This window comes from uncultured Anaerovibrio sp. (assembly GCF_947302755.1).
Classification (GTDB): domain Bacteria; phylum Bacillota; class Negativicutes; order Selenomonadales; family Selenomonadaceae; genus Anaerovibrio.
This window is the reverse complement of record NZ_CAMYWM010000019.1, coordinates 1-26,961: the sequence shown is the minus strand read 5'-3', so window position 1 is coordinate 26,961 and position 26,961 is coordinate 1. Positions and strand designations below refer to the sequence as shown.

General features: G+C 48.9%; 23 protein-coding genes, 1 other RNA gene, 3 pseudogenes and 1 riboswitch. Of the genes and pseudogenes, 3 read left to right on the top strand and 24 right to left on the bottom strand.

All coding sequences use genetic code 11. The features are described from left to right. From Q0Y54_RS03565 to Q0Y54_RS03505, 13 genes and pseudogenes are all read right to left on the bottom strand, one after another. Positions 1–485: pseudogene (locus tag Q0Y54_RS03565) on the bottom strand (flagellar assembly protein FliH); the annotation flags it as partial. Continuing rightward, complete coding sequence (fliG, locus tag Q0Y54_RS03560) at positions 478–1,494, bottom strand: flagellar motor switch protein FliG (RefSeq protein WP_297964360.1); 1,017 nt, start codon at positions 1,492–1,494, stop codon at positions 478–480. The pseudogene Q0Y54_RS03565 and the gene fliG, both read right to left, overlap by 8 nt. An 11-nt stretch (positions 1,495–1,505) precedes the next feature. Then, complete coding sequence (gene fliF, locus Q0Y54_RS03555; RefSeq protein WP_297964354.1) at positions 1,506–3,095, bottom strand: flagellar basal-body MS-ring/collar protein FliF; 1,590 nt, start codon at positions 3,093–3,095, stop codon at positions 1,506–1,508. A gap of 44 nt (positions 3,096–3,139) precedes the next feature. After that, complete coding sequence (gene fliE / locus Q0Y54_RS03550; RefSeq protein WP_297964358.1) at positions 3,140–3,442, bottom strand: flagellar hook-basal body complex protein FliE; 303 nt, start codon at positions 3,440–3,442, stop codon at positions 3,140–3,142. A gap of 13 nt (positions 3,443–3,455) precedes the next feature. Continuing rightward, entirely contained in the window at positions 3,456–3,914 is a 459-nt protein-coding gene (gene flgC, locus Q0Y54_RS03545; protein ID WP_297964352.1) for a flagellar basal body rod protein FlgC, read from the bottom strand. Between the two features lie 46 nt (positions 3,915–3,960). Continuing rightward, positions 3,961–4,374 carry a flagellar basal body rod protein FlgB gene (gene flgB / locus Q0Y54_RS03540; protein WP_297964350.1) on the bottom strand — a complete coding sequence of 138 codons (414 nt, stop codon included), beginning with the start codon at positions 4,372–4,374 and terminating at the stop codon, positions 3,961–3,963. 312 nt (positions 4,375–4,686) lie between these two features. Next, complete coding sequence (gene codY, locus Q0Y54_RS03535) at positions 4,687–5,481, bottom strand: GTP-sensing pleiotropic transcriptional regulator CodY (protein ID WP_297964348.1); 795 nt, start codon at positions 5,479–5,481, stop codon at positions 4,687–4,689. A gap of 263 nt (positions 5,482–5,744) precedes the next feature. After that, a complete protein-coding gene (gene hslU / locus Q0Y54_RS03530) occupies positions 5,745–7,136 on the bottom strand; it encodes an ATP-dependent protease ATPase subunit HslU (protein ID WP_297964346.1) in 1,392 nt (463 codons plus the stop codon). 15 nt (positions 7,137–7,151) lie between these two features. Continuing rightward, entirely contained in the window at positions 7,152–7,694 is a 543-nt protein-coding gene (hslV, locus tag Q0Y54_RS03525; RefSeq protein WP_297964344.1) for an ATP-dependent protease subunit HslV, read from the bottom strand. 53 nt (positions 7,695–7,747) lie between these two features. Next, positions 7,748–9,058, bottom strand: coding sequence for a methylenetetrahydrofolate--tRNA-(uracil(54)-C(5))-methyltransferase (FADH(2)-oxidizing) TrmFO (trmFO, locus tag Q0Y54_RS03520; RefSeq protein WP_297964342.1), 1,311 nt, complete (start codon positions 9,056–9,058; stop codon positions 7,748–7,750). Continuing rightward, on the bottom strand, positions 9,051–11,243 hold the full coding sequence (gene topA, locus Q0Y54_RS03515; RefSeq protein WP_297964356.1) for a type I DNA topoisomerase: 2,193 nt from the start codon (positions 11,241–11,243) through the stop codon (positions 9,051–9,053). Before topA ends, trmFO begins: the two co-directional genes overlap by 8 nt. 199 nt (positions 11,244–11,442) lie before the next feature. Next, positions 11,443–12,546, bottom strand: coding sequence for a DNA-processing protein DprA (gene dprA, locus Q0Y54_RS03510; RefSeq protein WP_297964340.1), 1,104 nt, complete (start codon positions 12,544–12,546; stop codon positions 11,443–11,445). Between the two features lie 310 nt (positions 12,547–12,856). Then, positions 12,857–13,912, bottom strand: a complete 1,056-nt coding sequence (locus Q0Y54_RS03505; RefSeq protein WP_297964338.1) for a nicotinate phosphoribosyltransferase — start codon at positions 13,910–13,912, stop codon at positions 12,857–12,859. A 124-nt stretch (positions 13,913–14,036) separates the two neighbouring features. Between Q0Y54_RS03505 and Q0Y54_RS03500 the strand changes: the two genes are divergently transcribed. Continuing rightward, entirely contained in the window at positions 14,037–14,393 is a 357-nt protein-coding gene (locus Q0Y54_RS03500; RefSeq protein WP_297964336.1) for a dihydropteroate synthase, read from the top strand. An 83-nt stretch (positions 14,394–14,476) separates the two neighbouring features. Then, positions 14,477–14,839 (top strand): dihydroneopterin aldolase, encoded by a 363-nt coding sequence (gene folB, locus Q0Y54_RS03495; RefSeq protein WP_297964334.1) that lies wholly within the window; start codon positions 14,477–14,479, stop codon positions 14,837–14,839. Positions 14,840–15,124: 285 nt separating this feature from the next. On the opposite strand, the gene Q0Y54_RS03490 is transcribed toward folB, so the two are convergent. The 9 genes and pseudogenes from Q0Y54_RS03490 to Q0Y54_RS03450 form a co-directional block, all read right to left on the bottom strand. Continuing rightward, on the bottom strand, positions 15,125–15,787 hold the full coding sequence (locus tag Q0Y54_RS03490) for an NlpC/P60 family protein (protein WP_297964332.1): 663 nt from the start codon (positions 15,785–15,787) through the stop codon (positions 15,125–15,127). A gap of 5 nt (positions 15,788–15,792) precedes the next feature. After that, a riboswitch (cyclic di-AMP (ydaO/yuaA leader) is annotated at positions 15,793–15,956 on the bottom strand. A 30-nt stretch (positions 15,957–15,986) separates the two neighbouring features. Further along, positions 15,987–16,337: RNase P RNA component class A (gene rnpB, locus Q0Y54_RS03485), an RNA gene on the bottom strand. A gap of 81 nt (positions 16,338–16,418) precedes the next feature. Continuing rightward, the gene (thiE, locus tag Q0Y54_RS03480; protein ID WP_297964330.1) at positions 16,419–17,069 is read right to left on the bottom strand and encodes a thiamine phosphate synthase; all 651 of its coding nucleotides are present in this window, start codon (positions 17,067–17,069) and stop codon (positions 16,419–16,421) included. Further along, complete coding sequence (locus Q0Y54_RS03475) at positions 17,066–17,893, bottom strand: Nif3-like dinuclear metal center hexameric protein (RefSeq protein WP_297964328.1); 828 nt, start codon at positions 17,891–17,893, stop codon at positions 17,066–17,068. Before Q0Y54_RS03475 ends, thiE begins: the two co-directional genes overlap by 4 nt. Then, positions 17,893–18,567 carry a class I SAM-dependent methyltransferase gene (locus Q0Y54_RS03470; protein WP_297964326.1) on the bottom strand — a complete coding sequence of 225 codons (675 nt, stop codon included), beginning with the start codon at positions 18,565–18,567 and terminating at the stop codon, positions 17,893–17,895. Before Q0Y54_RS03470 ends, Q0Y54_RS03475 begins: the two co-directional genes overlap by 1 nt. Before the next feature lie 301 nt (positions 18,568–18,868). Continuing rightward, positions 18,869–19,591, bottom strand: a pseudogene (gene rpoD / locus Q0Y54_RS03465) (RNA polymerase sigma factor RpoD); the annotation flags it as partial. A 318-nt stretch (positions 19,592–19,909) separates the two neighbouring features. Further along, a pseudogene (locus Q0Y54_RS03460) lies at positions 19,910–20,263 on the bottom strand (sigma-70 factor domain-containing protein); the annotation flags it as partial. Between the two features lie 362 nt (positions 20,264–20,625). Continuing rightward, the gene (dnaG, locus tag Q0Y54_RS03455) at positions 20,626–22,425 is read right to left on the bottom strand and encodes a DNA primase (protein WP_297964324.1); all 1,800 of its coding nucleotides are present in this window, start codon (positions 22,423–22,425) and stop codon (positions 20,626–20,628) included. A gap of 244 nt (positions 22,426–22,669) precedes the next feature. Next, entirely contained in the window at positions 22,670–23,668 is a 999-nt protein-coding gene (locus Q0Y54_RS03450; RefSeq protein ID WP_297964322.1) for a deoxyguanosinetriphosphate triphosphohydrolase, read from the bottom strand. Between the two features lie 181 nt (positions 23,669–23,849). Here Q0Y54_RS03450 and Q0Y54_RS03445 point away from each other — a divergent pair, with 181 nt between their 5' ends. Beyond that, a complete protein-coding gene (locus Q0Y54_RS03445) occupies positions 23,850–24,062 on the top strand; it encodes a hypothetical protein (RefSeq protein WP_297964320.1) in 213 nt (70 codons plus the stop codon). 257 nt (positions 24,063–24,319) lie between these two features. Here Q0Y54_RS03445 and glyS read toward each other — a convergent pair whose 3' ends face one another. Next, on the bottom strand, positions 24,320–26,383 hold the full coding sequence (gene glyS, locus Q0Y54_RS03440) for a glycine--tRNA ligase subunit beta (protein ID WP_297964318.1): 2,064 nt from the start codon (positions 26,381–26,383) through the stop codon (positions 24,320–24,322). Next, on the bottom strand, positions 26,383–26,961 hold a 579-nt coding region (locus Q0Y54_RS03435; RefSeq protein WP_297964317.1), incomplete at its 5' end, for a glycine--tRNA ligase subunit alpha. The genes glyS and Q0Y54_RS03435, both read right to left, overlap by 1 nt.

The window sequence follows — 26,961 nt, the reverse complement described above, 5'->3', positions numbered from 1 at the left end:
TTGTTGGCAATGTCAATAACCATTTCGGCAATGGTATTTTCCGCCTTGGTTACATAGTCCAGGGCCTCCTGCTGAGCCACTCTTATGGTGTTCTCCGCCTTGGCATTGGCATCTACAATAATCTGATGCTGCTCCTCCTTGATTTGCTCCATGCCTTCCTGACGGCCGGCTTCTATACCCTCCTGCCGTCCGGCCTCCCTGGCCTCTTCCCTTATATTATCAGCCTGGGTGGTGGCTTCGGAAATAATTCGCTCCGCCTCGGCCCTGGCTTCCTGTCTCGTTATTTCGCTGGCTATTTCAGCGTCCTTCAGCTTCTGAATAGCCGCCTCCTCCTTGCGTCGGATATTGGCCATTATATTTTCACGAGCTTCTTCGCTCATTTCACCGGCATCATCCTCCGGCTGTTCCTTGGGACGCTTGAATTTGGGTGCCTCCACAATATGTGGATCATCCTGCCAGACCACACCTTTCAGCACCCTAGACAATCATTTCCTCACCCTTTCCACGGGAAATTACAATCTCGCCCTTCTCCTCCAGACGACGGATAACACCTACAATACGCTGCTGAGCCTCCTCAACATCACGGATCTTAACAGGTCCCATGAATTCGATTTCCTCACGCAGCATATCGCCGGCACGCTTGGACATGTTCTTGAATACCTTGTCCTGAACATCTGCATTGGTGGCCTTGAGGGCCAGGGACAGATCCTTGGCATCCACCTCGCGAAGTACCATCTGGAGAGAGCGGTCGTCGATCATGACAATATCCTCGAATACAAACATGAGCTTCTTGATTTCATCAGTAAGCTCTGGATTGTCTACTTCCAGTGCATCTACGATGCCCTTTTCCGTGGTGCGGTCTACCCGGTTCAGTACCTCAACGATAGCCTTGACACCACCGGCATCGGTGAAGTCCTGAGTTACCAGGGCTGACAGCTTCCGCTCCAGCACCCGCTCCACCTCACGGAGTACATCCGGGGAGGTACGGTCCATAATGGCAATACGCTTGGCAACCTCCGCCTGCCGCTCCTGTGGAAGGGATGACAGGATGGTAGCCGCCTGATCCGGATCCAAATAGGCCATAATCAGGGCGATGGTCTGCGGGTGCTCGTTTTGAATAAAGTTTAACAGCTGACTGGGGTCAGTCTTATGCAGAAAATCAAAGGGGCGGACCTGGAGACTGGTGGTCAGCCGGCTGATGATAGCCGATGCCTTTTCGGCACCCAGGGCCTTTTCCAATACATTCTGGGCATATTCCAGACCGCCGGAGGACAAGTAGGTCTTGGCCATGGCCATCTGGTAAAATTCACTTATTACAGCCCGCTTCTGCTCAGGAGAAATCTGCTTTTGATTGGCAATCTCCAGAGTAAGCTTTTCGATTTCTTCATCGTTCATGTGCTTAAACAGCATGGCAGAATATTCCGGGCCAAGGGTTATAAACAATATCGCAGCTTTCTGCTGATTCGACATCTCCGAATCTTTATCACCATACATATCCATAGCAATTAATCCTCCGACAGCCAGGTCTTAACAAGCAAAGCAACATCGGCAGGCTTGTTGCGGACGAGCTCTTCGATAACCTGACGCTCGTTGAGGTGCTCCTGCTCCTCCGGAGTGAGCTCCTCAGGCTCAACAGTACCAGCCTCAATAGCAGCTGCACGCTCTGCTTCCAAACGCATTCTCTCTTCCTCTTCCAGTCTTGCCTGTTCCTCGGCAGCCTCCCTTGCCAGCCGCTCCTTCTCCCGCTTCTTCCTGATGTAGAGACCCACAATCAGGCCGATGACCAGGAGTACCAGGGCAATGGCAATGTACATATTTCTATCCTGACGGTCCCTCTCTGCCTGTTCCTCAGCCGCACGTCGGTCAGCCAGCTCAGTGCTGAACGGCAACGGCTCAACAGAAACGGTATCCCCCCGTTCCTGATTGATGCCTACAGCAGAGGATACGGAACGGGAAATACTTTCCTGCTGGGCAGGAGTAATATCGTCATTGACCAAAACGGCAATATTCACCCGCTTGATGGAGCCTGGTGAAGCGATGGTCTTCGCCTTTGCCTCATTTATTTCATAATTCTTGGTGGTTTCCTTCTTGGAATACTGTGCATTGGAATTATTCTCCGTAGCCACATAGCCAGGTACATTGGCCTGGGTACCGGCCGGTCCTCCCGGAGCAGTGGAGGTACCATTATAGGACTCATTTACAGTCTGCTCACTGCGGATAATACCGGAGTCATCCACTACAGGCGTGAAGGTCTGGGTGTCAGTCTGACGCTGGTCAAAATCCAGCTCAACATTAACCCGAACATAAGAACGTCCCTCACCCAAGGCCTGGTCCAGCATGGTCTGGACATCCTTCTGCATACGGTCCTGAACCTTCCGGGTCATTTCCAGCTGGGTCATGGTCTTGACGCTTACATTGTTTTCCTCTTCATCATCCGGATCGTTAAGTATCTTTCCGGTTTCATCCACCACGGTTATATTTTCAGGGGTAAGTCCCTGGATACTGTTGGAGGCCAGGTTAACTATACCCTTTATTTCCTTTTTGTTTAACTGAGTATTTGGTTTAAGCTTCAGCATAATGGATGCTGTTGCCGGCTTTTCGTTCTTCTTGTACAGGCTATCCTCAGGAAGTACAATGTGTACTCTGGCCTTTTCTACAGCCTCAATCTGTTCTATAGTACGGGTCAGCTCGCCCTGCAATGCCTGGAGGTAGTTAACCTTATTCTGGAACTCAGTAACCCCCAGCTTACTGTCATCAAATATCTCAAAGCCCTTGTTACCATGAGGAAGGCCCTCGGTAGCAAGTTGCAGTCTGGCTTCGTGAACATTGGCAGATGGTACCAAAATAGTGGTGCCCTGCTTTGTTTCCTGTACCTCGTATGTTATTTTATCTTCCTTAAGCTTTGCCGCTACTTCACCAGCATCCTTTGTCTCCATGTTGGTAAACAAAGGAACCATATCAGGCTTGCCGCCATACATGAAGCTGGCCCCAATAATCAGAAGCACCAGCAGTGCAACACCGCCGATAGCCATATAACGCTGTTTTTTAGTGGTTTTTTCCCAAAGCTGAAGGTATTTTTCTTTCCACTCGCCCATTCTCTCAATCCCTTCGCTGTGTTATACCGATTTTTACCACCAAATTATACCTGCATACGCATAATTTCCTGGTAAGCCTCCACAGCTTTGTTACGCACCTGAAGGGTGAGCTGTAATGCAATATCAGCCTTTTCGGCTGCCACTACAACCTGAGATATATCTTCTACCCGGCCGGCCGCCAGCAGGGCATTCATTTTTTCTGATTCCTGTTCCAACGCATTCACATTACCAAGGGCATCCCCCAAATATTCGCCAAAGGTCTTGACTACAGGAGCTTCCTTGGTTTCTCCCAAATGACTCTCAGCGTGCATGGAAACCGGAGTCATCTGTAATGCTTCCATCTGCATCATGCCACCTCATTTACTTACTTATATTTAAGGCCTGTGAAGCCATACTCTTCGCTGCATTTATGGTAGTAACATTAGCCTCATATGCACGGGAGGCCGTAATCATGTCCACCATCTCATTTACAATATTAACATTTGGTAACTCAACATAGCCATCGGCATTGGCATCAGGATGGCCCGGATCATATACCAGCTTCCCCTGGGTTGTATCCTCCTGGATACCCACGGCACGGACACCATCACCGCTTCTTTTGCCAAATTCCTCCTTGGAAATCTCCCCCGAAAGAACCCTGGCAAAATTCTTGTTGTGCATTTCCCTTGGCTCAAATACCACAAATTTACGCCTGAAGGGTCTGCCGTTTTCCGTGCGGGTAGTATTAACATTGGCTATATTATTGGATATAACATCCATTCTGAGACGCTCAGCTGTCAAACCGGAAGCTGCCGCATCTATGGCACCAAACATACTCATAAGCTGTTCTCCATTCTATATATATGAAAAAATAGTTTTTCCTAAATCACTTGGTTGTAATGGTGGTCTTTATACGCTGTATAAAGCTGCCCATTTCCTTGGTCATGGCATTGAAATAAATCTGGTTTTTGGCCAGATTTGCCATTTCCTTGTCTATATCCACATTGTTTTTATCGGTACGCATAACTGTGCTCTTGTCCATAACCACAGCCGCTTCAGCCCGCTCCTGCACCGGTATAGACAGATGGCGGTCATGGGTACGTACCACCTCCAGCCGGCTTTCCTTGTCCAGGCCCAGCTCCCTGGCCAGAAGCGTTTCAAATACAACGTCACTTTTCTTGAACTTGGGCGTATTAATGTTGGCTATATTATTACTTATAACTTCATGCCTGAGGTTTGCCGCTGACATTCCCCGGGACAGATAATCCATGGTAGGTGAGCTAAAGATCTGATCCAGCATGGTTCCATGTCCTCCCAAACAACTATCATATAAAACGCAAAATAGGCGCAATTCGATATACTACTACAATTCTACATATGATAAAAAAATCCTTGTATATTCTAACATATTTATTTTAATTCAAGAAGAATTTTTCACGAATTTTCCACTTATTGTTAATAAACACGACTATAGTCTGCCATATATTATTATCCTTTTCAACAATTTTATTTTATTTGTTGTGCAAAAATAAGGCAAGGTGATTGCAACATAAAGTAAACAATCTCCCTGCCATTAAAATTGTAATATTTAACATCAATTATCCTGTTTTAATCATGAGGTGGTTTTCTTGGCCAAATCCTCTATTCCCCGCCAGAGGTATTCATTTCTCACCTTGATATGAGTTCCCTTCATGCCCTGGGACCTTGGCTCAACCACACCGGCCAGCTCCAGCTTGTGCAGGGCGTTGACAATAACAGAACGGCTGATCTGCAGCTTGCTTGCAATCTTGGAGGCGTTGACAACTCCATCCTTGCCCCCCAGCTCCCGGAATATTTCAACTATAACCATGGCCTCAAAAATAGAAAGATTATCAAGGGCCATGCTGACATTTTCCTTCTTCTGTACCTCCTCCTGATTTCTCCGGGACCGATCGTGGAGCATTTCCATGCCCACTACGGCGGCACCGTATTCGGCCAGCAGCAAATCGTCATTGGTAAAATCCTCATTGTATCTGGCCACCACCAGGGTACCTATGCGCTCACCAACGCCGTATATGGGCACAATGGTGGTATTCTTGCCATGAAACTTGCACTTGGTCTCACTGTCATCCACAAAGGCACACAGGCCAGACTTGGAGCGGAGATTGGCAGAGGTCTCGTCAATTTTATTGAGCCAGTTTACATAATGGCGGGGGAACTTCCCCACAGCCACCACGTTATCCACCATCAAATCGCATTCAAAATCGTCCTGAAAAGCATAACCATATATATTGCCTCTTATATCCACAATGTATACATTTGCATAAATAACATTGCTGAGTACGGTGGCTATTTCTTTGTATTCCACATTGTGGAACCGCTGTAATACTCTGTTAATTTTTCTCGTTTTCTCCAAAAGAGCAGTCATACCCTTTCGCTCCCTCCTTTTTAATCATTCTGAATTTGATTGCAATTTATTCTACCACAAAAAAACAAAAATAATCACAAAATTTTGTGAATATTTTTGTTTTTTTAGTTATATTTGGAATATTTGTCTTTTTCGGTACAATTAAAAATTCTATATAGGCTTCCCTTTTTTATGAAATCTTAGGGAGTGCAGGCCTATGGCGCAGCAGGAGCCTAGCTTTCGTGTAAGGACGTAGTGTGAAACACCGTTTCCCACGAAGCTTCTTACAGAATAAACTGACTGACATCCTGGTTGATAACGATTTCCGACAGGGCTTCCTTCACATAGGCCTCGTCCACCACCACATGCTTTTCTTCAAGGTCAGGGGCATCAAAGGAAAGATTTTCCAGCAGCTTCTCCAAAATAGTATGAAGGCGGCGGGCACCAATGTTTTCATTTTGATTGTTTACATCACAGGCCAGCTTGGCCAGGCAATCAATGGCCTCCTCGGTAAACTCCAAATCAATGCCCTCGGTCCCCATTAGGGCCTGATATTGTTTAATAAGGGCATTCTGGGGCTCGGTAAGAATTCGTTTAAAATCCTCCTTGTCCAGGGAGGTAAGCTCTACGCGAATCGGGAACCGCCCCTGAAGCTCCGGAATCAAATCCGATGGCTTGGAGGTATGGAATGCTCCGGCAGCGATAAAGAGAATGTGGTCCGTCTTTACCGGGCCATATTTGGTCATTACCGTGGATCCCTCAACAATCGGCAGAATATCCCGCTGTACACCATCCCGGGCCACATCGTGATTGCTGCCGTGGCCGCCGCTGGAGGCCACCTTGTCAATTTCATCCAGGAACACGATGCCGCTGTTTTCGGCCACCTTCACGGCTTCCTCAGTAACCTCTTCCATATCCACCAGCTTCATGGCTTCCTCCTGCTGGAAGAGCTTGCGGGCTGCCTCCACGGTAACCTTCCGCTTTTTGTGCTTCTTTGGCATCATGCTGCCCAAAATATCCTGAATGTTGTCCCCCATTCCCTCCAGGGAGGAACCGGCAAACATGCCCACCATGGGCTTATTGTTATCCTCAATATCGATTTCAATCATCTTGTCCTCGTATTCGCCGGCCAACAGCTTCTTGCGGCACCATTCACGGCCAGCCTGATACTGCTTTGGTTCACCATCGCCCTCGGATTCCTCCTCATTGGAGCCGCCAAACAGCTGGCCAAAGGGATTAACCACAGATTTCTTTGGCTGGGGTACCATTACATCCAGAATACGCTCCTCAGCCATTTCCGCAGCCTTTTCCTGAACCTCCTCCAGCCGGGAGGAGCGAACCATGCGGACGGAGGTCTCTGCCAAATCCCGGATAATGGACTCCACATCCCGGCCCACGTAGCCTACCTCTGTGAATTTGGTGGCCTCCACCTTGATAAAGGGTGCCTTCACCATCTTGGCCAGACGGCGGGCAATTTCGGTTTTTCCCACACCGGTGGAGCCAATCATCAGGATATTCTTGGGAATAATATCATCCTTCATGCTTTCGCTGTCCAGCTGCCGGCTGCGCCAGCGGTTTCTTAGGGCAATGGCCACAGACCGCTTGGCGGCCTTTTGACCAACTATATATTTATCCAATTCCTCCACTATCTGTTTTGGAGTCTGTTCATTCATCATAAATTCCCCCGTTAATTAATCCAATTCCTCAACCTTGATATTATGGTTGGTAAATACGCAAATATCGGCTGCAATAGTCAGTGCTTCCTTGGCGATTTCTGCTGCAGAAAGGTCAGTATGCTTTACCAGGGCCCTGGCTGCCGACAGTGCGTAAAAGCCGCCGGAGCCGATGGCTCCCACATCCCCATCTGGCTCAATAACCTCGCCGTTGCCGGAAATCATTAAAAGATTGTCCTTGTCGGCTACCAAAAGAAGAGCCTCCAGCTTGCGGAGAATCTTATCGGTACGCCACTGCTTGGCCAGCTCCACCGAGGCCCGGGGCAAATTGCCATTGTAGGCCTCCAGGGTTGCCTCAAATTTTTCAAAAAGGGTAAAGGCATCAGCCACGGAACCGGCAAAGCCGGCCAGCACCTTGCCATGGTACAGGCGGCGGACCTTCCGGGCACTGGCCTTCATTATAGTATTCTGGCCAAAGGTGACCTGACCGTCACCGGCAATGGCCGTTTTGCCATTATGCTTAACTGCAACTATTGTGGTTGCATGAAATTGTGTTTCCATTTATATTTCTCCTTCCTGCTGACGGCGGGAAAGCCATAGCTCCCATTTATCCATCACAGCTCCTTCTTAAACGCCTCCAGGGTCGCCAGGGCCCGCTCAGCAATGCGCTGCTTTTTCAGCTTTTTGTCCCGAATTTTTTCCTTTATAGGTGACATAATGCCAAAATTTATATTCATGGGCTGAAAATGCTTGGCAGGGGCGGTGGTAATGTAATGGCACAGGGCCCCATGGGCTGTTTCCTGCGGGAATACCACCGGCTCCAGGCCCTGACAAAGCCGGGCCCCATTAATGCCCGCCACCAGGCCGGAGGAGGCTGACTCCACATAGCCCTCCACGCCGGTCATCTGCCCGGCAAAGAACAGATGGTCCTTGTCCCTGAACTGCATGGTGGGACGCATGGTTTCCGGGGAATTGATAAAAGTATTGCGGTGCATTACCCCATAGCGGACGAATTCGGCATGTTCAAGTCCCGGAATCATGCCAAAAACCCGACGCTGCTCCGGCCATTTAAGATGGGTCTGAAAGCCCACAATATTATACAGAGTCCCCTCCGCATTATCCTGACGAAGCTGTACCACGGCATAGGGCAGCCTGCCATCGGCCGGATTTTCCAAGCCCACCGGCTTCAGGGGGCCAAATAAAAGGGTATCCTCCCCCCGGGAGGCCATTTCCTCCACGGGCATACAGCCTTCAAAAAACTTTTCCTTCTCGAAATTATGGGTAGGCGCCTTTTCAGAATTCACCAGCTCGGTCCAGAAATTATGGTATTCTTCCCTGGTCATGGGACAATTGATATAGGCTGCCTCCCCCTTGCCATACCGGGAGGCCTTCCAGGCCTTGGTCATATCCACTGACTCAAGGGTAACAATGGGTGCCGCCGCATCATAAAAGTACAGGTATTCCTGCCCCATAAGGCGGCCGATGCTTTCCGCCAGCCTGCCCTGGGTAAGGGGGCCGCTGGCCACAATGGTCACAGCATTTTCTTCATAGGGAATATCCTCCAATTCCTTATGAATAACATTTATTAGTGGATGATTGCTTACCCTGTCCGTAATATACCGGCTAAAGCCCAGGCGGTCCACTGCCAGGGCCCCGCCAGCCGGTACCCGAACAGCATCGGCGGCTTCCATAATAATAGAGCCTAACCGCCGCATTTCCTCCTTCAGAACACCAACGGCATTTTCCAGCCCGGCCCCCCGCAGGGAGTTGCTGCAAACCAGCTCCGCAAACAGGTCCGTCTTGTGGGCCGGTGTATTCTTTACCGGCCGCATCTCATATAAATCAACCCTGATACCTCTGTTGGCAGCCTGCCAGGCCGCTTCACTGCCAGCCAGGCCGGCCCCCACGACGATTATTTTATCCATTCTTTTCCTCTTCTGCTTCCTTGGCCGCCTCCGCCCGTTGGGCTTTCTTGGCCTGCTTTAGCAATTCCTTGTTAATCGGATGGTCAATTCTGGTCTTGCAGTCCCCATTGTAGCAATATACCAGGCCCCGGCCATTTCGATAATAATGCTTGAGCTGCAGGGAGCCGCACTCAGGGCATGGCTCAGCAATCGGGGCATCCCAGCTTACGAAATCGCATTCAGGGTATTTGTTGCAGCCGTAAAAGCCTTTGCCACGCCGCGTTTTACGTTCAACAATATGGCCGTCGCACTTAGGGCATTTTACCCCTGTATCCTTCAAGATAGCCTTGGTATTGCGGCACTCCGGAAAACCGGGGCAGGCCAGGAATTTGCCGAAGCGGCCCTGCTTTACCACCATCATGCGGCCACATATGTCACAGGGTATATCTGAAACCTCCACCGGAAGCTCCACATGGCCAATGGCCTCATCAGCCTTTTCCAGCGTCTCGGCAAAGGGACCGTAAAATTCCCGCAGCAAATCGGTTTTATCCACCTTGCCAACGGCTACACTGTCCAGCTTGCCCTCCATGTCAGCGGTAAATTTAACGTCTACAATATCCTTGAAATATTCCTGCAGCATATCCACCACAATATTTCCCAGCTCCGTGGGCTGAAAGGACTTGCTGATGCGCTGTACATAGCCACGGGCCAATATAGTCTCGATAATAGGGGCATAGGTGCTTGGACGGCCAATCCCCATTTCCTCCAGGGTTTTAACCAGGGAGGCATCATTGTAGCGGGGTGGCGGCTCAGTGAAATGCTGAACCGGATTAACCTTAAAGAGATTAATGCTGTCCCCGACAGCCATGTCCGGCAAAATAACATCCTTGTCATTGGAATCGGCCATGGTATATACGGCGGTAAAGCCGGCAAATTTCATCTTGGAGCCGCTGGATTTCAAGGTAAACTCATCATGCACCGATACATGGTCAGCCACCACAGCATCGGCCTTTGGCGCATCCGATGGCAATTGATTTTTTATGGTCACCGTCAGGCGGTCAAATACAGCCGGCACCATCTGGCTGGCCACAAACCGCTGCCAAATAAGCTGGTACAGCTTAAACTGATCCTTGCTGAGATATTTTTCAATCTGCTGGGGTACCAGCATGGCACTGGTGGGACGAATTGCCTCATGGGCATCCTGGGCCTTCTTCCCCACCGAATACACATTGGCCTTGGCCGGATAATACTTATCGCCAAAGGTCTCCAATATATATTCCTTGGCCTCCTGCTGGGCCTGCTCCGAAATACGCACCGAATCTGTACGCATATATGTAATCAGACCTACAGGACCCTTGCGGCCCAGGTCAATACCTTCATACAGCTGCTGGGCCACCATCATGGTACGCTTGGAGGTAAAGCCCAGCTTTCTGGCCGCATCCTGCTGAAGACTGGAGGTGGTAAAGGGCGGCGCCGCCTTCCGGCTGGTCTGACGCTCCTTAATCTCTGCCACCTGCCATTTGCAGTCCTCCATGGCTTGCTGAACGGCCTTGGCTTCATCGCCCTTGCCAATATCCAGCTTTTTCCCGTTAATGTGGGTCAGCTCACCATCGAATTGGGGTGAGGTACCCTTTTTCAGCTTGGTGCCAATGGTCCAGTATTCCACGGAAACGAACTCCCGTATTTCCTTTTCCCGGTCACAAATGAGCTTGACAGTTACTGACTGCACCCGTCCGGCACTAAGCCCCTTTCTCACCTTGCGCCAAAGGAGAGGGCTAAGCTTGTAGCCCACAATCCGATCCAGCATACGCCGTGCCTGCTGGGCATCCACCATGTCCAGATTAATGGCATGGGGCTCCTTGACGGCAGCCTGAATGGCCGGTTTGGTTATTTCGTTAAATACTATGCGGCAATCTGATGTGCTGTCTATATCAAAAATATGGGCCAAATGCCAGGCAATGGCCTCCCCCTCCCGATCCGGGTCGCTGGCCAGATATATTTTATCAGCCTTTTTGGCTTCCTTTTTCAATTCCTTAATCAGGTCCCCCTTGCCGCGGATGTTAATATACTTTGGTTCAAAATTATTATCAACATCAATGGCAAACTGGCTCTTGGGCAGATCCCGCAAATGGCCCATGGAGGCCTTGACCACATAGCCCTTGCCTAAATACCGTTCAATGGTCTTGGCCTTGGTAGGCGACTCCACCAATACCAGGGTATTCTTGGCCTCTTTGGTCTTTGACGACTTGGCCTTTGTCGGCTTGGCCTTTGCCCCTTTGGTGGATTTTGGGGCAGGCTTCTTCACACCTGTCCCGGCGGCGGCTGGCTTGGCCGCAGCCCTCCGGGCTCTTCCCTTCTTTTCTGTTACCTCTTCATTTTGCGTTGCAATCACAAAATGTCCTCCTTTATTTCCTTACATACGAATGAGCCTCATTACTCTGTATTATCCCCCGTAATTCCATCTGGAGAAGCAAAAAGGCTACCTTGGCAGGATCACTGCCATGTAAATTGTATAATATTTCATCAATTGATAATGGCCTATCAGGGGTTAGCAGACGAAAAATTCGCAATTCCTCCCCCGATAAAGCAAATTTCTTTTCCATATTATCATTTTTTGCTGATAAAGTCTTGTTTTTTATGAAATCACCGTACTCTGTTATTATATCGCCAATGTCAAGTACCAGCTTGGCCCCCTGCTGAATAAGGCGATTGCAGCCCATACTGCCCTGGGTAAATATGCCGCCGGGAATGGCAAAAACATCACGGTTTTCCTTCAGGGCGTAGTCCGCAGTGATAAGAGCTCCGCTTTTTGGGGCCGCTTCCACCACCAGGGTGCCGCGGCACATGCCGGCAATTATCCGGTTACGGGCCGGAAATGTATATTTGGTAGGCTGGGCACCGGGCAGATATTCAGAAATAATTGCTCCCCCCTCAGTAATCTCCTCCAGCAGCTTTTGGTTGGCACGGGGATAGGCCACATCCACCCCACAGCCCATAACGGCCTCTGTAATCCCCCCAACAGACAATACTCCCTTATGGCTTTCAGTATCCACCCCATAGGCCGCACCGCTAACCACAGTAATGCCCAGGGAGGCAAGGCCGGAGGAAAATCTTTCCGCCACTGCCCGGCCATAGGGGCTGATTTTTCGGGAGCCCACCATGGCTATGGCAGGCTGGGTGTTATTCAGGCGGCCCCTGTAAAATAATGCATGGGGTGGGTCAAAGGTTTCCTTCAATAATGGAGGATAGCCCTCCTCCTCCAGTGAGATCACCTTAATATTCTGCCGTTTACAAATTTCCGGCAGCTTTTCCGGATAGAGGGAATTGTCCCGGCGAAATTGGAGAAAGCTCTCCAGCTTATTTTCCGTCAAAAGGCCGGTATGGGCCAATTCCTGTTCAGTAGCCCGCCAAATATCATGACCTGTTTTAAAGACCTCTAAAAGGTGGGTTAGTATGGTGTTGGTCATGCCCGGGATATTTTGTAATACTGCTAAATAATAATTTTCCATATGCGTCTCCACTTACTATTTTTGGTAATATATCTATATTTTATTAAAAAATCAGTTAATTGTGAAGTGGTAAATTATTATGTAAAAGAACACTAATACTTTGAACAATGAGGTGCAGGGCAGCAGGAAGCTTTTTGCTGCTATATCCTGGTATTAGTGAAAAATATCATAGTTACGTTTTTTACATAAAAAGACAGACTGCAACCATTGCAGTCTGCCAAAAATATTATTTAATCTGTGAACAGCTTATCCCAATATGCGTAAAGAATCATCAGGAATACCAAAATCAAAATTATGATATCGCCCATAATCAGTCCACATCCTCAAGTCGTGGATTGTCGCTGTAGGAACGGCCCGCCTTGGCACATGGCTTACCATCCACCAATACAATATCCGCCGTAAAATCTGCATTGGTAGCAAAAATATTGCTGCCCACCGCATATACATCCACCGGCACGTTATTGGTTTCAAAGAGGCGTATCCGCTCAGGATTAAAGCCACCGGACACCATAATCTTTACGTGGTTGAAGCCCTCGGCATCCAATGCCTCACGGACATTTCTTACCAGCTGCTCATTTACACCGGTTGGCTTGAAGTGACCCATCTGACCGATAAGGGACTTATCCACCATCTTGTCCGAGGTGTCAAGTCGAACACCATAAAGCTTGTCACCAAGGGCACGGGCCACCTTAAGGCTGGTGCCCACGCAGTCATTATTAAAATCCACCAGGGCCACCCGGCCAATCTTAGGATCGATGTATTTATCAAACATTTCCGTGGCCTTCAGGGTATCCCCTCCACAGGCCGCAATCAGGGCATGGGGAATGGTGCCTGCAGCTTCAATCCCCCAGGTAATAGCATTGGCCGGAGTGGAAACATTGGTCATACCGCCGATTTTTGCAGCATAGCCATCTCCCTTTTGCACAGCATAGTGGTCAAAGCGGGAGGGAAAGAATAATACCGGCTTGCCATTGGCCGCCTCCACCGCCTTGGCACAATTGGTGGCCACCTTGGTCTGACGGGCAATTATCCCCAGATAAACCGTTTCCAAATGGCTGAAATCCGCCAAATCCCCCTCGATGGTCATCACCGTCTCCCAGGGCTCGATTTTATCCCCATCATGAAGGGCGCGAAGCTTGATTTTTTCCGGGTGATAGGCACAACGCTTAATGAGGGCAATAGCCTCATCAATACCACACAGAGTGGCATAATCCCGCTGGAAAATCTGCATGGTTACCGTGGGATGATAATCAGCCTGATTGAGAATTTCCTGGGTACGAAGAAAATATATGTCACTATACAGTCCGCTCTTAATCTCATCTACCGGAAAATCAAAGCTTTCTGGATTAAGCCGCTTCTTTGTCATAAAATATTCCTCCTAAAAATTAACCGGCACCAACCCTTTATGGAGCCAGTTTTATTTAATCTCCTACTATATTATGATACAATGAAAGCGTTGATAAACGCAAACAAAATAAGGAGATTTTCCCATGGAAAGCAATATTATAATTATAAATACCACCAATCCCCCTGACCTGGAGCAGGAGCTGGGCAATATCGGGGTTTCAGACCGGGGTATTGAAATAATGAAAGAAAAAATGATTTTCCACTGCTTCAGGCTGACCAATGTGGATACCAGGGCGGCCAACATTTTAAAGCAAACCATGCTCAGCAGGGGAGGCGAGGCTGCCGTTTCTGCCGCCACCGTCAACCTAAGTGCAGCCCACACCGACGTAATCATCGGGGCCACCCGGCACCAGCTCAGGCAGGCTGTGGCCCGTCTTCGGGAGCAGCCCTGGGGACTAAGACCCATTGCCGAAAAAATAGAGGAGGAGTTTTTCAAATAGATATCATTTTTTGCAGGAATTATAATTCCTGTGGCGAAGTATTATCTATGTGACAATATATTCCAAAGGAGTTGACGACTTATATGGCAAAAATCAGAATTCTCAACATGATGTTTTACGGCTTTCATGGTCAATACGAATACGAGCGTGAGCAGGGCCAGAAATTCTATTTTGACGTGGAGGTAACCACCAAAAACGACCGGGTGGTGGAAAGTGATGATGTGGCAGATACCATTAATTCCAGCACCATTTACTCCATAGTAAAGGATGCAGTGGAAAATAAAAAGTTCCATCTTTTGCAGGCCCTGGCCGGTCATATTGGCGACAAGCTGATTGCCAGCAATCCGGTGGTGGCTGAGGTAAAGATAACCATCCGCAAGCAGAATGTACCTATCTCCGGAGCCCTTGACTGTGTAGAGGTTGAGGTAGTGCGTAAGGCAGAATAAGAAGGATAATTTAATCGGACCGCTAACCCCCGGTCCGATTTTTTTGTCCGATTTTAAGTGCTGTCAGGCTGTCCGATGGAAAGAGCTGCCAAGTCACCTCCCTTTGTGGCAGGAGAAAGCAGCTCCAACATAATAAATAAGGGTTGCCGAAAATCATGATTATGACCTGCAGGATATCCTGAATATGCCCCCCGATAATCATAAATACGACCCGCCTAAAATCCTGAATACGACCCGCCGAAAAATAGGCAAAAAAAAAACGGAGCGAAGGCTCCGTAAAAAAATTTAAATAATTCTGCGTGCACCGATGTAGCAAGAACCCCAGTAACCACTGTACAGGGAATCTACTGCGACGCCGCGGCTGGAGGAAGCATTGATGAACGCTCCATCGCCGAGATAGATACCAACATGGGAGGCACCATAATCATAAGTGGAGAAGAATACCAAATCACCTGGTATCAACTCGTCCTGGGATACTGGCATACCCACCTCATACTGGGCATCTGCGGTGCGTGGAAGATAAATTCCGGCATTGGCAAATACATAACGTACATAACCGGAGCAATCAAAGCCACTTGGGGAAGTACCTCCGAATACGTAAGGTACACCAATGTAGTTCATCGAGTCGGAAATGACACGACGGGAAATAGAGTTAAAGCTACGGCTTACCTGTGGCATATCCCTGCCCATCAAAGCAGAATAGGTGGAAGGACCTACCAGGCCATCAGCCGTAAGACCCTGAGAACTCTGAAAATCCTTAATTGCCGCTACAGTACCTGGTCCAAAGTCGCCATCAGCCACAACATCATAGCCAAGGCTGGCCAGCTGACCTTGAATTTCAGCTACCTCACTTCCCTGATCTCCCATACGAAATGCTGAAGCATTGCACACGGAAAAAACGCACACAAACATCACAGATAGCGCAAATATGCGCATAAACTTACTCAAAAAGACACTCCTCTCTCTATGCGCCTACGAGGTTAGCTGCCGGGTTAGGGTTGAGAAAGACTACCCTTTAAGATCCACATGTACAATATGGGAATTGCACAAGCTGATTTTCATTCACCCCAAAAGTTGGTTCCCCCGCTCCATGGGCTAGATTAGGCTTTTTATAGATATATACGCCCATTCCGTCAAATTGTAAAATGTCATGAGTGATCAATAAGCCGAGTTCTGTTCCGCCGAAGCGGTGACAATCATTTATCTGGACTGCCAGTTGCCTGACAGCTCTAGCGACACACCCGGAAGGTCAGCGGGCCGCCTCATACCCTTCCCTATTCGGTCTTGCTCCATGTGGGGTTTATCAAGCCAGCCAGTCACCTGACTGCTGGTGCGCTCTTACCGCACCTTTCCACCCTTACCTGCCGCAGCAGGCGGTTTCCTTTTCTATGACACTTTCCCTAAGGTCACCCTCGCTGGACGTTATCCAGCACACTGCCCTGTGGAGCCCGGACTTTCCTCAAACTATACAATAGTCAGCGATTGTCTTTCACGCTCATAACGTCATAATTATACCATTCTGAAAAAAAGGTGTCAAATTACATAGTCCATAATTGGTCATGTAACGGTCTTGTTTTGATTATTTTTTGATAGTATTGAGCAATTCATGAATTTTTTGTTCTATATCCATGGACTGCGTTATTTCGGTAACTACAGCCATATTTTCAGCACCATGCTCCCTTACGGAAAAAATATTTGAGGCTTTTATACCACCAATTGCCACAAAAGGTACAAGAGAATGTTCAGCGGCATACCGGACGTAGTCAAAGCCCACTGGCTTAGCTGTTGCTTTGGTTTGTGTGGCAAATACCGGGCCGACTCCCACATAATCTATAATATTTTTCACCCTGTTGGCTGCTTCAAGCTGCTCCGGATTATGGGTAGAAAGTCCGATAACCATATCCTTTCCCACAATTTGTCTGACAACCTCCACAGGCAAATCATCCTGGCCAACGTGAACCCCATCAGCCTCCACAGCCAAAGCCAGGTCCACGAAATCATCAATAATTAATGCTGCCCCATATTCCCGGGTAAGTCTGCGCAGCTCCAGGCATTCATTGTACCGGGCCAGGGCACTTTTTTCCTTTTCCCGATACTGGACAAAGCGAATACCCGCCTTCAGCATAGCCGTAATCACCTGATAATTGCTGCGCCCCCGGGAATCCTTTTCGGCGGTAATGCCATAAATAGGAAAGGCCTTAAATAGCTCCATGGTTTCCTGTCTTGTCATAAGCGTCCTTCCTTCCTGCCAAGAACCTGAAATAAATCCTCCGATATATTGTCCTCACAAACCTCCACAGACCGTCCCTGCCTCATGGCGGATAACTCCTGACGAAGATAGTGGGCCACGGCCTTCACCATTGGAAATTCTGTGGCGAAATGGCCGGCATCAATCAGGTTGAGACCAAGCTTAACTGCCTGCTGAGCCTCGTGATATTTTACATCCCCTGTAACATACACATGGGCCCCCTTAAATTTTGCTTTGGCGATAAAATCCGCCCCGGCACCGCTGCACAGGGCCACCCGTTGAACCATGTGGCTGCCCCCCCTGACCAGCCGGACATGATTACACTCTATGGTATCACATATCATTTGGGCAAATTCATCAAGGGAAACCGGGGCCGGAAGGGAGCCAATGCGCCCAAGGGCCTCTCCTGTTTCATCATCGGTAACCGACAGACCCTCCACCTTCTCCAGCCCCCATCTCCGGGCCAAAATATCATTACAGCCCCCCTGGGCAATATCCAGGTTGGTATGGGCCGAATATACGGCAATATTATGGGTCAATATTTTTTGGAGCAGCTCCCCATCATAGGTATCGGTTCTAATACTGAGCAGGCCCTTAAAGAGCAGCACCGGATGATGGGATATTATCATATCCGCCCCAAGCTCTACGGCCTTATCCACCACCGGCCGGCTTACATCCAGGCACACCATAATCTTACTTATCTCCTGCTCAGGACTTCCCAGCTGAAGCCCCGGGTTATCCCAGCTCTCCGCCAGCCTTTTGGGGGCCAGCTTTTCCATAATCCCCATTACAGTCTGACACTTCATTACAAAAACCCCTCCAATAGCTTAATTACAGCCTCAATCCTGCCCAGCCGTTCACGGGTATCAGCCCCGCCCTTAAGCAGGCCCTGACGGATTTTATCCAGCTGATTAAGATCATTTTGAACATGTTCAGCAAACAACCCGGGACGCTTTTTGATAAGGCTGGGGCCCAATATAAGCTCCGCCTCCGTCAGGGGTTCCGCCTGGCCCTGAACAGCCTTTATTATCTGGTAAAGCCGGCCATCCACCTTGGCAAGGCTCTCATCTGCTATGTGCCAATGATGGTCATACAGCCAGGCCCTAAGGTACTCAACGCCGTTTTGGGGCTGAAGCACCACACATTTCAGCTGAGCCATCACCAGGGGCCGGGCCGCCAAAATATCCGCCTCCAGCTTTCCCCCCATACCGGCAATACATACCGTATCCACCTCCCCGGGGGCGATGGCTGCCAGGCCGTCCCCCTGACGTACCTCAATTGAATCACTGAAGCCAGCCTCCGAAATGGTACGGCGGGCCGCCTGGCAGGGACCGGCATTAAGGTCCGCCGCAATTACCCTGCGTTGGTTATTTATTTTATATAATTCAATGGCCAGGTAGCCGTGGTCAGTACCGATGTCAGCCACACTGGAGGTCAGTGGAACAAAATCTGCCACAGCTTGCAAGCGGTCATCTAACATTTTGTCACCTCTTTTGTTTATTAAGGGCAGTGGGGTTGATGTTTTGAGCAATACGGCACGGTACGTAAAGAAACTTTTTATTGCTAAACCTTAATATTGGTGAAAAAAATCATTTGTCTGAGCGAAGCGAATCTTGTCCTATAAGGGCGAAGCGAGTTATGATTTTTTTCACTCTATAAATACAAGAAAAAGTTTTAGAACCGGGACCGTCGCGAAAAACACAGCCCCACTGCCTAATATAAAACAGTAAAGGGGACAGCATAAGCAGTCCCCTCTCATTATACACACTATAAACATATTATCAGTCGAGGAAATCCTTCAGCTTTTTGCTGCGGGTCGGATGACGCAGCTTCCTGAGGGCCTTAGCCTCAATCTGACGGATACGCTCCCGGGTCACGCCGAAGCTCTGGCCGACCTCCTCCAGGGTACGGGCCCGGCCATCCTCAATACCAAACCGCAGAACCAATACCCGCCGTTCACGCTCCGTAAGGGTATCCAACACCTCAGCCAGCTGCTCCTTCAGCATCATAAAGGATGCCTGCTCAGCCGGTGCCGGTGCATCGTGATCCTCGATGAAGTCTCCCAGATGGGAGTCCTCCTCCTCACCAATTGGCGTTTCCAGGGAAACCGGCTCCTGGGCAATCTTCATAATCTCCCGTACCCGTTCCACACTGATATCCATTTTCTTGGCAATCTCGTTTGGCTTCGGGTCACGGCCCAAATCCTGAACCAGCTGTCTGGTCACCCTAATCAGCTTGTTAATGGTTTCCACCATATGAACAGGAATACGGATAGTCCTTGCCTGGTCGGCAATAGCTCTGGTAATGGCCTGCCTAATCCACCAGGTGGCATAGGTACTGAACTTATACCCCTTGGTATGGTCAAACTTCTCCACAGCCTTGATCAGGCCCAGATTACCCTCCTGAATAAGGTCAAGGAACAGCATTCCACGGCCCACATACCGCTTGGCAATACTTACCACCAGACGGAGATTGGCCTCAGCCAGCCGCTTCTGTGCATCCTCACCAAAGGCCTTGGCCGTATTCATGGCGATAATATCAGTCTTTGAAAGTGGCTCTACCTCCAGCTCGGCATAGCCCAATGCTTCATTGTAATCAGTGAACAGCTCACTGTCGAAATCATCCAGGCGATCCTTATACTGATCCACAATGGCATTTACGCTGTCATTTTCCACATGAAGATATTTTCTGGTAACATCATTGTTCTCCAGCTTAAGAAGCTCAGTCCACTGGGACAGAGGCCGTACACTGTCATGGCCAACCTCCACATCATGCTTGACTACCTCATTGGCGGCCAGGCGAATTTCTGCGGACACGCCCTCCTCCATGCGCTCAGCCAGCTCCTTCTCCTCAGAGCCTGTGAGAAGAGGCACACGACCGATTTCCTTCAGGTACATGCGGACCGGATCATCTATATTTACACCATCAGGTATATTAATTCCTACCTCAACATCGACGTCTTCTTCATCTTCAGGTTTATCAATATCATCATCCGAATCATCATCGTCAAAAGAAACTTCCACGCCATTCTTACTGAACTTATCAACAATAATCTCATCCAGCTCTTCTGGAGATATATCCTGTTTTTGTAAAGCTTCCATAATCTCCCCTGCTGTTATCCTGTTACCATTATCACGGGCCCGTTCCACTAAATCGGCTAAATTTCCTGTTTCCATCTCTGCGGCCTTGACCGCAGCATCCTCTCCATGGGCTGAAATCTCTGCTTTAGCCTTTTCTGTAGTCACGGTGCCTTTGGCGGCTTTGGTGTTATTCGTTGTCTTAGCTGATGACTTGGCCGTTGACTTGGCCGGAACTGCTGCCTTGGCTGGTGCCTTGACTGCTTTTGTCCTGTCTGACGAAGCTTTGGTGGTCTTGGCAGTAGTCTTGCCAGACTTTGTTTCGGCATTTTCCGCTGCCTTGGTTGCTTTTGTCTTTTTCTGGGCTGCTACGGCCTCTTCTGCTTCCTGTTCAGTAATGGTTGTCCTTTTCTTTTTCTCAGCCATTGATAAACCTCCTTTCTCAGTATTTTGGTTGTTGCTTAATAATTGACACCTTGTAATTCATCCATTTCCTTTTTTATTTTCTGACTGATGGCCAGCTCCTCCAAATACTTTGCATCACCCTGCCGATACAATTCCTCGGCATTTCTCGAATGCACCTCATACTGACTCACCAGATAATTTCTGCGTAATTGACGCACACAGGCTTCATATAATAGGGAACGATCCTCCTCACCCAGGTCCTCCACTATAGCTCTGGATAATTCCTCTACAGCTTCATCACCCAAATGAGCCAATCCGGTAATATCCCTTATTGCTTCTCCCTCCCTATATTTTTCCATAAGGGCCGTCAAAATTTGCCTGTGAATCGGGTCGGGAAGGGAGCCTATAGGCACCAGACTGGAGAAATGCTCGAGGAGGGCCGGTTCATCCCAAACCATCCTAATCACGGTCCGGCCTGCCCGGCGTCCAGCATCATCAACCTGTCGCACCACGCTTCGCATGGTCCGGACGGAGGTGGATTTGTCACTTACCCTACGGCTTTTTTTGCCTAACTCTGCTAGTATATCATTTTCTGATACACTTAGCAATTGGGAAACCTTGGACACATAGGCTGACCGCTCGACTGTATTGCGGATAGATGCCAATACCGGCAGCATCTCCGCCAACACCCTGAGCCGCCCCTCCAGCCCGGACACATCGCTATGTGCCATGATATGCTTCAGACGAAAATCCACAACGGACAAGGCTCCCTTCACAACCTGCCGAAAAGCATCGACACCATGCCTGCGAATGTATTCATCGGGATCCTTCCCATCAGGCAGCTGAACCACCTTGATTATGGCATTGGTTCCCGCCGCTATATCTATGGCCCGGGCGATAGCCTCCTGTCCCGCATTATCACTGTCATAGCAGAAATAAATAGCCGGGGCATACCTTAACAGCTTTTTGCATTGATCCATGGTAAAGGCCGTCCCCAATGAGGCCACCACATTCTTTACACCAGCTGCCGACACGGAAATAACATCCATATAGCCCTCTACCACAAGGGAAAATCCCTCCTGGCCAATGGCCCGATGGGCCTTATCCAGTCCAAAAAGAAGCTTGCGCTTGTTAAAAAGCACCGTTTCCGGGGAATTAAGGTATTTGGGGCTGCCATTATCAATGACCCGTCCCCCAAAGCCACATATTCGGCCACGCTCATCCGTTATGGGAATCATAACCCGATTGCGGAACCGGTCATATTCCCCCTGCCCCTTTTGCCTTTTTAATACCAGACCGCTTTCCAGCAAAAGACCGGTATCAATACCACGCTTTGCAAAGGCGGTAGTAAGCTTGTCCCAGGCATCAGGAGCAAAACCAAGATTAAATTCTTCTATTATATTGTCATTTATACCACGACTATGAAAATACGCCAGACCTGCCGCTCCATATTTGGTCAGGGTAAGACAATTATGGAAAAACTTCCCGGCCAGCTCATGGGCCTCCCGAAGCCTTTTAAGCTTCTCCTCCCGGGCCGCCTCCTCCGGACTCCTGGTCCGCTCAGGAAGGGGAATATTCAGCTTCTCCCCCTGAAAAATAATGGCCTCACGATAGGAAATATTTTCTATCATGGATATAAACTTAAAAACATCTCCACCGGCATGACAGCCAAAGCAGTAAAAAAAACCCTTATCCGGAGTTACTGCAAAGGAAGGTGTTTTTTCATTATGAAAGGGGCAGCAGCCCCAAAACTGTTTTCCTTTGCGCTTTATCGGTACATAGGTGGAGATTACAGAAACAAGATCTGATTCTGACCGGACCCTATCCACGAATTCGTCTGTCAGCCAGGTTGTCATGTGTACTCATCCTTTTCCAACGCATAAAAACAGTGCAATGATTTGTCATACCATTATGCTGGTACATTACGATACCATGGTATAATTCGCGGCCAAACTTAAAATTCCTGCAAAATAATGGTAAATTTTAGTCTGGTTCCCCTCAAATCCCTTGCACTATTAATATTCAATATAAATCCAAAATATCCTTTTTTTATATTGACAAAATCATATTAACACTTCAGCTAATATAAATTGTCCTATTTTACTTCACCATCAGCCCCACTGGCGGCATGAAAATGTCATTAAATAATTGCACAGCGTAAACATCGGTAATACCCGCCACATAATCCACCACGGTCTGCACCGGCCCCCATTGAAGCTGCCGTTGCTGAAATTCCTGTGGCATTTTGTCAGGATTGTCCATAAAATATTTGAACAGCTGCTCAATGACAAACACAGCCTGCTCCCGTTCCCGGGCCAGCCGTTCCGAATGATAGATATTTTTGAACATAAAGGACCGAAAGGTGCCAATGTTTTCATGCATTTCCTGGGAGAAGGCAATGTCCCCCTTTTTTTCTGATGAGCGAATCATGTCTGATACCATGGCGGTTATCATTTTTGAGGTATCAGTGCCTATTTTTTCCCTTACTACCTGAGGAAGGCTGTCCGGCTTTAAAATATTGGCCCGCATACTGTCATCATAATCATGGCACAGGTAGGCTATCCGGTCAGCCCAGTGAACGATTTTTCCTTCCATTGTATAGGGGAGTACATCGCCACTGTGGTGGAGAATGCCATCCATGGTCTCCTTGGTAAGATTCAGTCCCTTGCCGCCCTTTTCCAGGTATTTTATGACCCGCAGGCTCTGTTCATTGTGGGCAAAGTGCCCCGTAAGCTGATCCAAAACTGCCTCCCCGGCATGGCCAAAGGCCGTATGCCCCACATCGTGGCCCAAGGCTATGGCCTCAGTAAGGTCCTCATTCAACCGAAGGCTTCGGGCAATGGTCCGGCCGATCTGAGCCACCTCAAGGCTGTGTGTCAATCTGGTACGGTAGTGATCGCCGGAAATAATATAAACCTGGGTTTTGTGCTTTAACCGGCGAAAAGACTTGGAATGGAGAATACGGTCCCTGTCCCGCTGAAATTTTGTACGAAATTCGCAATCCTCCTCAGGACGTTCCCGCTGAGCCTCCCGGCTTTTGGCCGCCAGGGGCGAGAGTATTTTATATTCATTTTCTTCGGTTCGTTCCCTGATTTTCATAGTCTGCACCGCCTTTTTATAATCTCTTGTTTCATAAGCTCTTAATCTATGGTTTATCATTTTAGCCCTATTCTGTCAAGGTAGGAAGCCTTCGTAATCAAAAAACAGTGTACACAAAAGTATTTTTCTATGATATAATAAAGCATATTATGTTATTATGAATCAGAGGGGAGAGTTTTAAATGACTCAGGAATCTATCGAAGCAATTCTCAAAGCAAAAATTGCTGAAGAGCGCGGCAAGCTGCCAGTTCATGAATATATTGACCTGAATGCAGTTTCTAACGGTCGTGGTGTTGCTGACGGCGGTCTTATGTTCCTCAAGGCTGTTGACACTGCTCTGGAGATTATGAGCAAGTCTGTAGCAGCTACCTTGGCTGAGGTCGTAAAAGACTAATTTTGATCTATTAAAAAAATGCTGTTCCTTTCGGAACAGCATTTTTTATTTGCCATAAGTACTTATTTTAGTAAGGGCTGCCGCCTTTCACCTCGGTGCCGTCGCTAAAACTTTTTCTTGCATATATATAGTGGAAAAATCATAACTCGCTTCGCTCAAACAAATGATTTTTCCCACTAATATTAAGGTGTGCAACAAAAAGTTTATTTACGCTCCGGACCTAATGGTTCAAGCCAGCAGCCCATGTGACTATAAATTTATCCTAAAACAATCTTGCTGAAGTCTGCCACTCTGCAGATGAGCTGATCAACTGCCTTTAATAGGCCAAGACGGTTGTTCTTGATCTTCTCATCCTTGTCCATAACCATAACAGCATCAAAGAAGCCATCAATAGGAGCGGCCAGCTTGGTAAGCTCAGAAATTGCACCGGCATAATCCTGTTCGGCCAAAAGGCTCTCCACCTTGGCCGAAGCCACCTTGAATTCATCATTCAGCACCCCTTCTGCGGCCTCCACAAACAGGGAAGCATCACAGTCTGGAGCCACGGCTTCATCCTTGCGGGAAATGTTGCCGGCCCGGTTAAAGGACTGAATGGTCTCTTCCATGCCGTCCTTCCTGACTGCCTCATTTACTGCCTGGGCCCGGAGGGTTACGGAATAAATATCATCCACATCTACGAATACGGCATCCACCACATCATAGCGGATTTCAGCATCGGAAAGGACATTCTTCAGACGAAGCTTCATAAAGTCTGCCACATCGGCCTGCATCTTGGCCTGGGCCTTGGCATCGGTAATATTAAGCAGTTCCATGGCCTTGGCCACCAGGCCGGACATGGAAATGTGATACTTGGCCTCCACCAGCATATTGACCATGCCCAGGGCCTGACGGCGCAGGGCAAATGGATCCTGGGAGCCGGTTGGAATTAGTCCACGGCTGAAGGTAGCCACCAGATTATCAATTTTGTCAGCCAGGGAAACGATACGGCCAGCTGCCGAAGCCGGCTGTCCGTCAGCTGCGCTTCTCGGCATATAATGCTCATCAATGGCCTGGGCTACAGCCTGGTTCTCACCATCCAGGAGGGCATATTCCCGGCCCATAATGCCCTGAAGCTCAGTGAACTCGGTTACCATGCCGGTTACCAGGTCAGCCTTACAGAGCTTGGCAGCCCGAACTGCATCCTTTTTCTCCTGGTCAGAAGCCTTCAGCTGGTCTGCAATATATGCTGACAGCTTCTCCAGGCGGCCGGCCTTGTCGTAAATGGAACCAAGTCCCTCCTGGAACACAACGGTTTTCAGCTTATCACCATGCTCCTCCAGGGACTTTTTCCGGTCCTCATCAAAGAAGAACTGGGCATCCTCCAAACGGGCACGGAGCACCCGCTCATTACCGTGCTGAACGATTTCCAAATGCTCACTGCCACCATTGCGGATGGTAATAAAGAGCGGCATCAGCTTGCCATCCTTCAATACAGGGAAATAACGCTGATGGTCACGCATAGGGGTGATAACAGCCTCAGCAGGGAGCTTCAGATACTTGTCGTCAATGGTGCCGCAAAGGGCCGTTGGATATTCTACCAGATAGAGTACCTCCTCCAGCAGACCCTCTTCAATCTGAGCTTCGCCCCCCTTGGACCGGGCCAGCTCCACGATCTGCTGACGAATCATCTCCCGGCGACGGTTATGGTCAACGATGACGAACTGCTCCTCGCAAGCCTTTTCATAGCTGCAAGCGCACTTAATTTCAAAATCCCCATCAGAGAGGAAACGATGGCCACGGGAAATGCGACCAGATTTTACATTGGCCGTTTCAAATTCAACAACCTCCTCACCATAGAGGCCCACCAACCACCGAAGGGGACGGATGAACTTGTAGTCCAGATCGCCCCAATGCATATTGTTGGGGAAATTCAGGCCATCCACCAGACCCTTTAGGGTGTCGCTGAGAAGGTCAACGGTCTTGCCCCCCACCTCATGTACCATGGCATATACATAGCCATTCTTGGTAACAAGGTCCTTGGCGTCGATTCCCTGGCCCCGGGCAAAGCCCTGGGCAGCCTTGGTAGGATTGCCATCGGCATCAAAGGCGATATTTACCGCCGGGCCCCGGTTCTCCTTGGAAAGGTCCGCCTGATTTTCCGCCAGTCCCTCCACAATAAGGGCCAGACGGCGTGGCGTACCCATAGTTTTTACATTGTCATAGGAAAGACGCAGGTCAGTGAAGGTCTTCTCGGCATTTTCCTTAAGCTGAGCGATAATACCAGGCATTGCGTAGGCCGGAATTTCCTCAGTACCAATTTCTAATAATAAAGTCTTGCTCATTATGCCTTATTCCCCTTTCCCATCATTGGATAGCCCAGCTCCTCCCGCTGCTTCAAGTAGCATGCGGCACACATACGGGCCAGCTTACGAACGCGGCCGATAAAGGCAGCACGCTCCGATACGGAAATAGCACCACGGGCATCCAACATGTTGAATGTATGGGAGCACTTTAACACATAGTCATAGGCCGGATGAACGTAGCCCTTGTCGATTACGCGGACAGCCTCCTTTTCATACTTGTCGAAAAGCTCAAAGAGCAAATCTGCATCAGATAAATCAAAGGCATAGGTGGACTGCTCAAACTCGTTTTGATGGAATACATCTCCATAGGTGTAGTTACCCACCCATTGAATGTCGTATACATTTTCCACACCCTGAATATACATGGCAAGACGCTCCAGGCCATAGGTAATTTCCACAGCCGTTGGCTTAATATCCTGGCTGCCTACCTGCTGGAAATAGGTAAACTGGGTGATTTCCATGCCATCCAGCCAAACCTCCCAGCCCAGGCCCCAGGCCCCCAGTGTCGGGGATTCCCAGTTATCCTCTACAAAGCGGATATCGTGCTCCTTGGGATT

What these genes read in the sequence shown, in the direction of transcription:
- fliG (WP_297964360.1), bottom strand. Translation starts at nt 1,494, where the DNA reads ATGTATGGTGATAAAGATTCGGAGATGTCGAATCAGCAGAAAGCTGCG.
- fliF (WP_297964354.1), bottom strand. Translation starts at nt 3,095, where the DNA reads ATGGGCGAGTGGAAAGAAAAATACCTTCAGCTTTGGGAAAAAACCACT.
- fliE (WP_297964358.1), bottom strand. Translation starts at nt 3,442, where the DNA reads ATGCAGATGGAAGCATTACAGATGACTCCGGTTTCCATGCACGCTGAG.
- flgC (WP_297964352.1), bottom strand. Translation starts at nt 3,914, where the DNA reads ATGAGTATGTTTGGTGCCATAGATGCGGCAGCTTCCGGTTTGACAGCT.
- flgB (WP_297964350.1), bottom strand. Translation starts at nt 4,374, where the DNA reads ATGCTGGATCAGATCTTTAGCTCACCTACCATGGATTATCTGTCCCGG.
- codY (WP_297964348.1), bottom strand. Translation starts at nt 5,481, where the DNA reads ATGACTGCTCTTTTGGAGAAAACGAGAAAAATTAACAGAGTATTACAG.
- hslU (WP_297964346.1), bottom strand. Translation starts at nt 7,136, where the DNA reads ATGATGAATGAACAGACTCCAAAACAGATAGTGGAGGAATTGGATAAA.
- hslV (WP_297964344.1), bottom strand. Translation starts at nt 7,694, where the DNA reads ATGGAAACACAATTTCATGCAACCACAATAGTTGCAGTTAAGCATAAT.
- trmFO (WP_297964342.1), bottom strand. Translation starts at nt 9,058, where the DNA reads ATGGATAAAATAATCGTCGTGGGGGCCGGCCTGGCTGGCAGTGAAGCG.
- dprA (WP_297964340.1), bottom strand. Translation starts at nt 12,546, where the DNA reads ATGGAAAATTATTATTTAGCAGTATTACAAAATATCCCGGGCATGACC.
- Q0Y54_RS03505 (WP_297964338.1), bottom strand. Translation starts at nt 13,912, where the DNA reads ATGACAAAGAAGCGGCTTAATCCAGAAAGCTTTGATTTTCCGGTAGAT.
- Q0Y54_RS03500 (WP_297964336.1), top strand. Translation starts at nt 14,037, where the DNA reads ATGGAAAGCAATATTATAATTATAAATACCACCAATCCCCCTGACCTG.
- folB (WP_297964334.1), top strand. Translation starts at nt 14,477, where the DNA reads ATGGCAAAAATCAGAATTCTCAACATGATGTTTTACGGCTTTCATGGT.
- thiE (WP_297964330.1), bottom strand. Translation starts at nt 17,069, where the DNA reads ATGACAAGACAGGAAACCATGGAGCTATTTAAGGCCTTTCCTATTTAT.
- Q0Y54_RS03475 (WP_297964328.1), bottom strand. Translation starts at nt 17,893, where the DNA reads ATGAAGTGTCAGACTGTAATGGGGATTATGGAAAAGCTGGCCCCCAAA.
- Q0Y54_RS03470 (WP_297964326.1), bottom strand. Translation starts at nt 18,567, where the DNA reads ATGTTAGATGACCGCTTGCAAGCTGTGGCAGATTTTGTTCCACTGACC.
- dnaG (WP_297964324.1), bottom strand. Translation starts at nt 22,425, where the DNA reads ATGACAACCTGGCTGACAGACGAATTCGTGGATAGGGTCCGGTCAGAA.
- Q0Y54_RS03450 (WP_297964322.1), bottom strand. Translation starts at nt 23,668, where the DNA reads ATGAAAATCAGGGAACGAACCGAAGAAAATGAATATAAAATACTCTCG.
- Q0Y54_RS03445 (WP_297964320.1), top strand. Translation starts at nt 23,850, where the DNA reads ATGACTCAGGAATCTATCGAAGCAATTCTCAAAGCAAAAATTGCTGAA.
- glyS (WP_297964318.1), bottom strand. Translation starts at nt 26,383, where the DNA reads ATGAGCAAGACTTTATTATTAGAAATTGGTACTGAGGAAATTCCGGCC.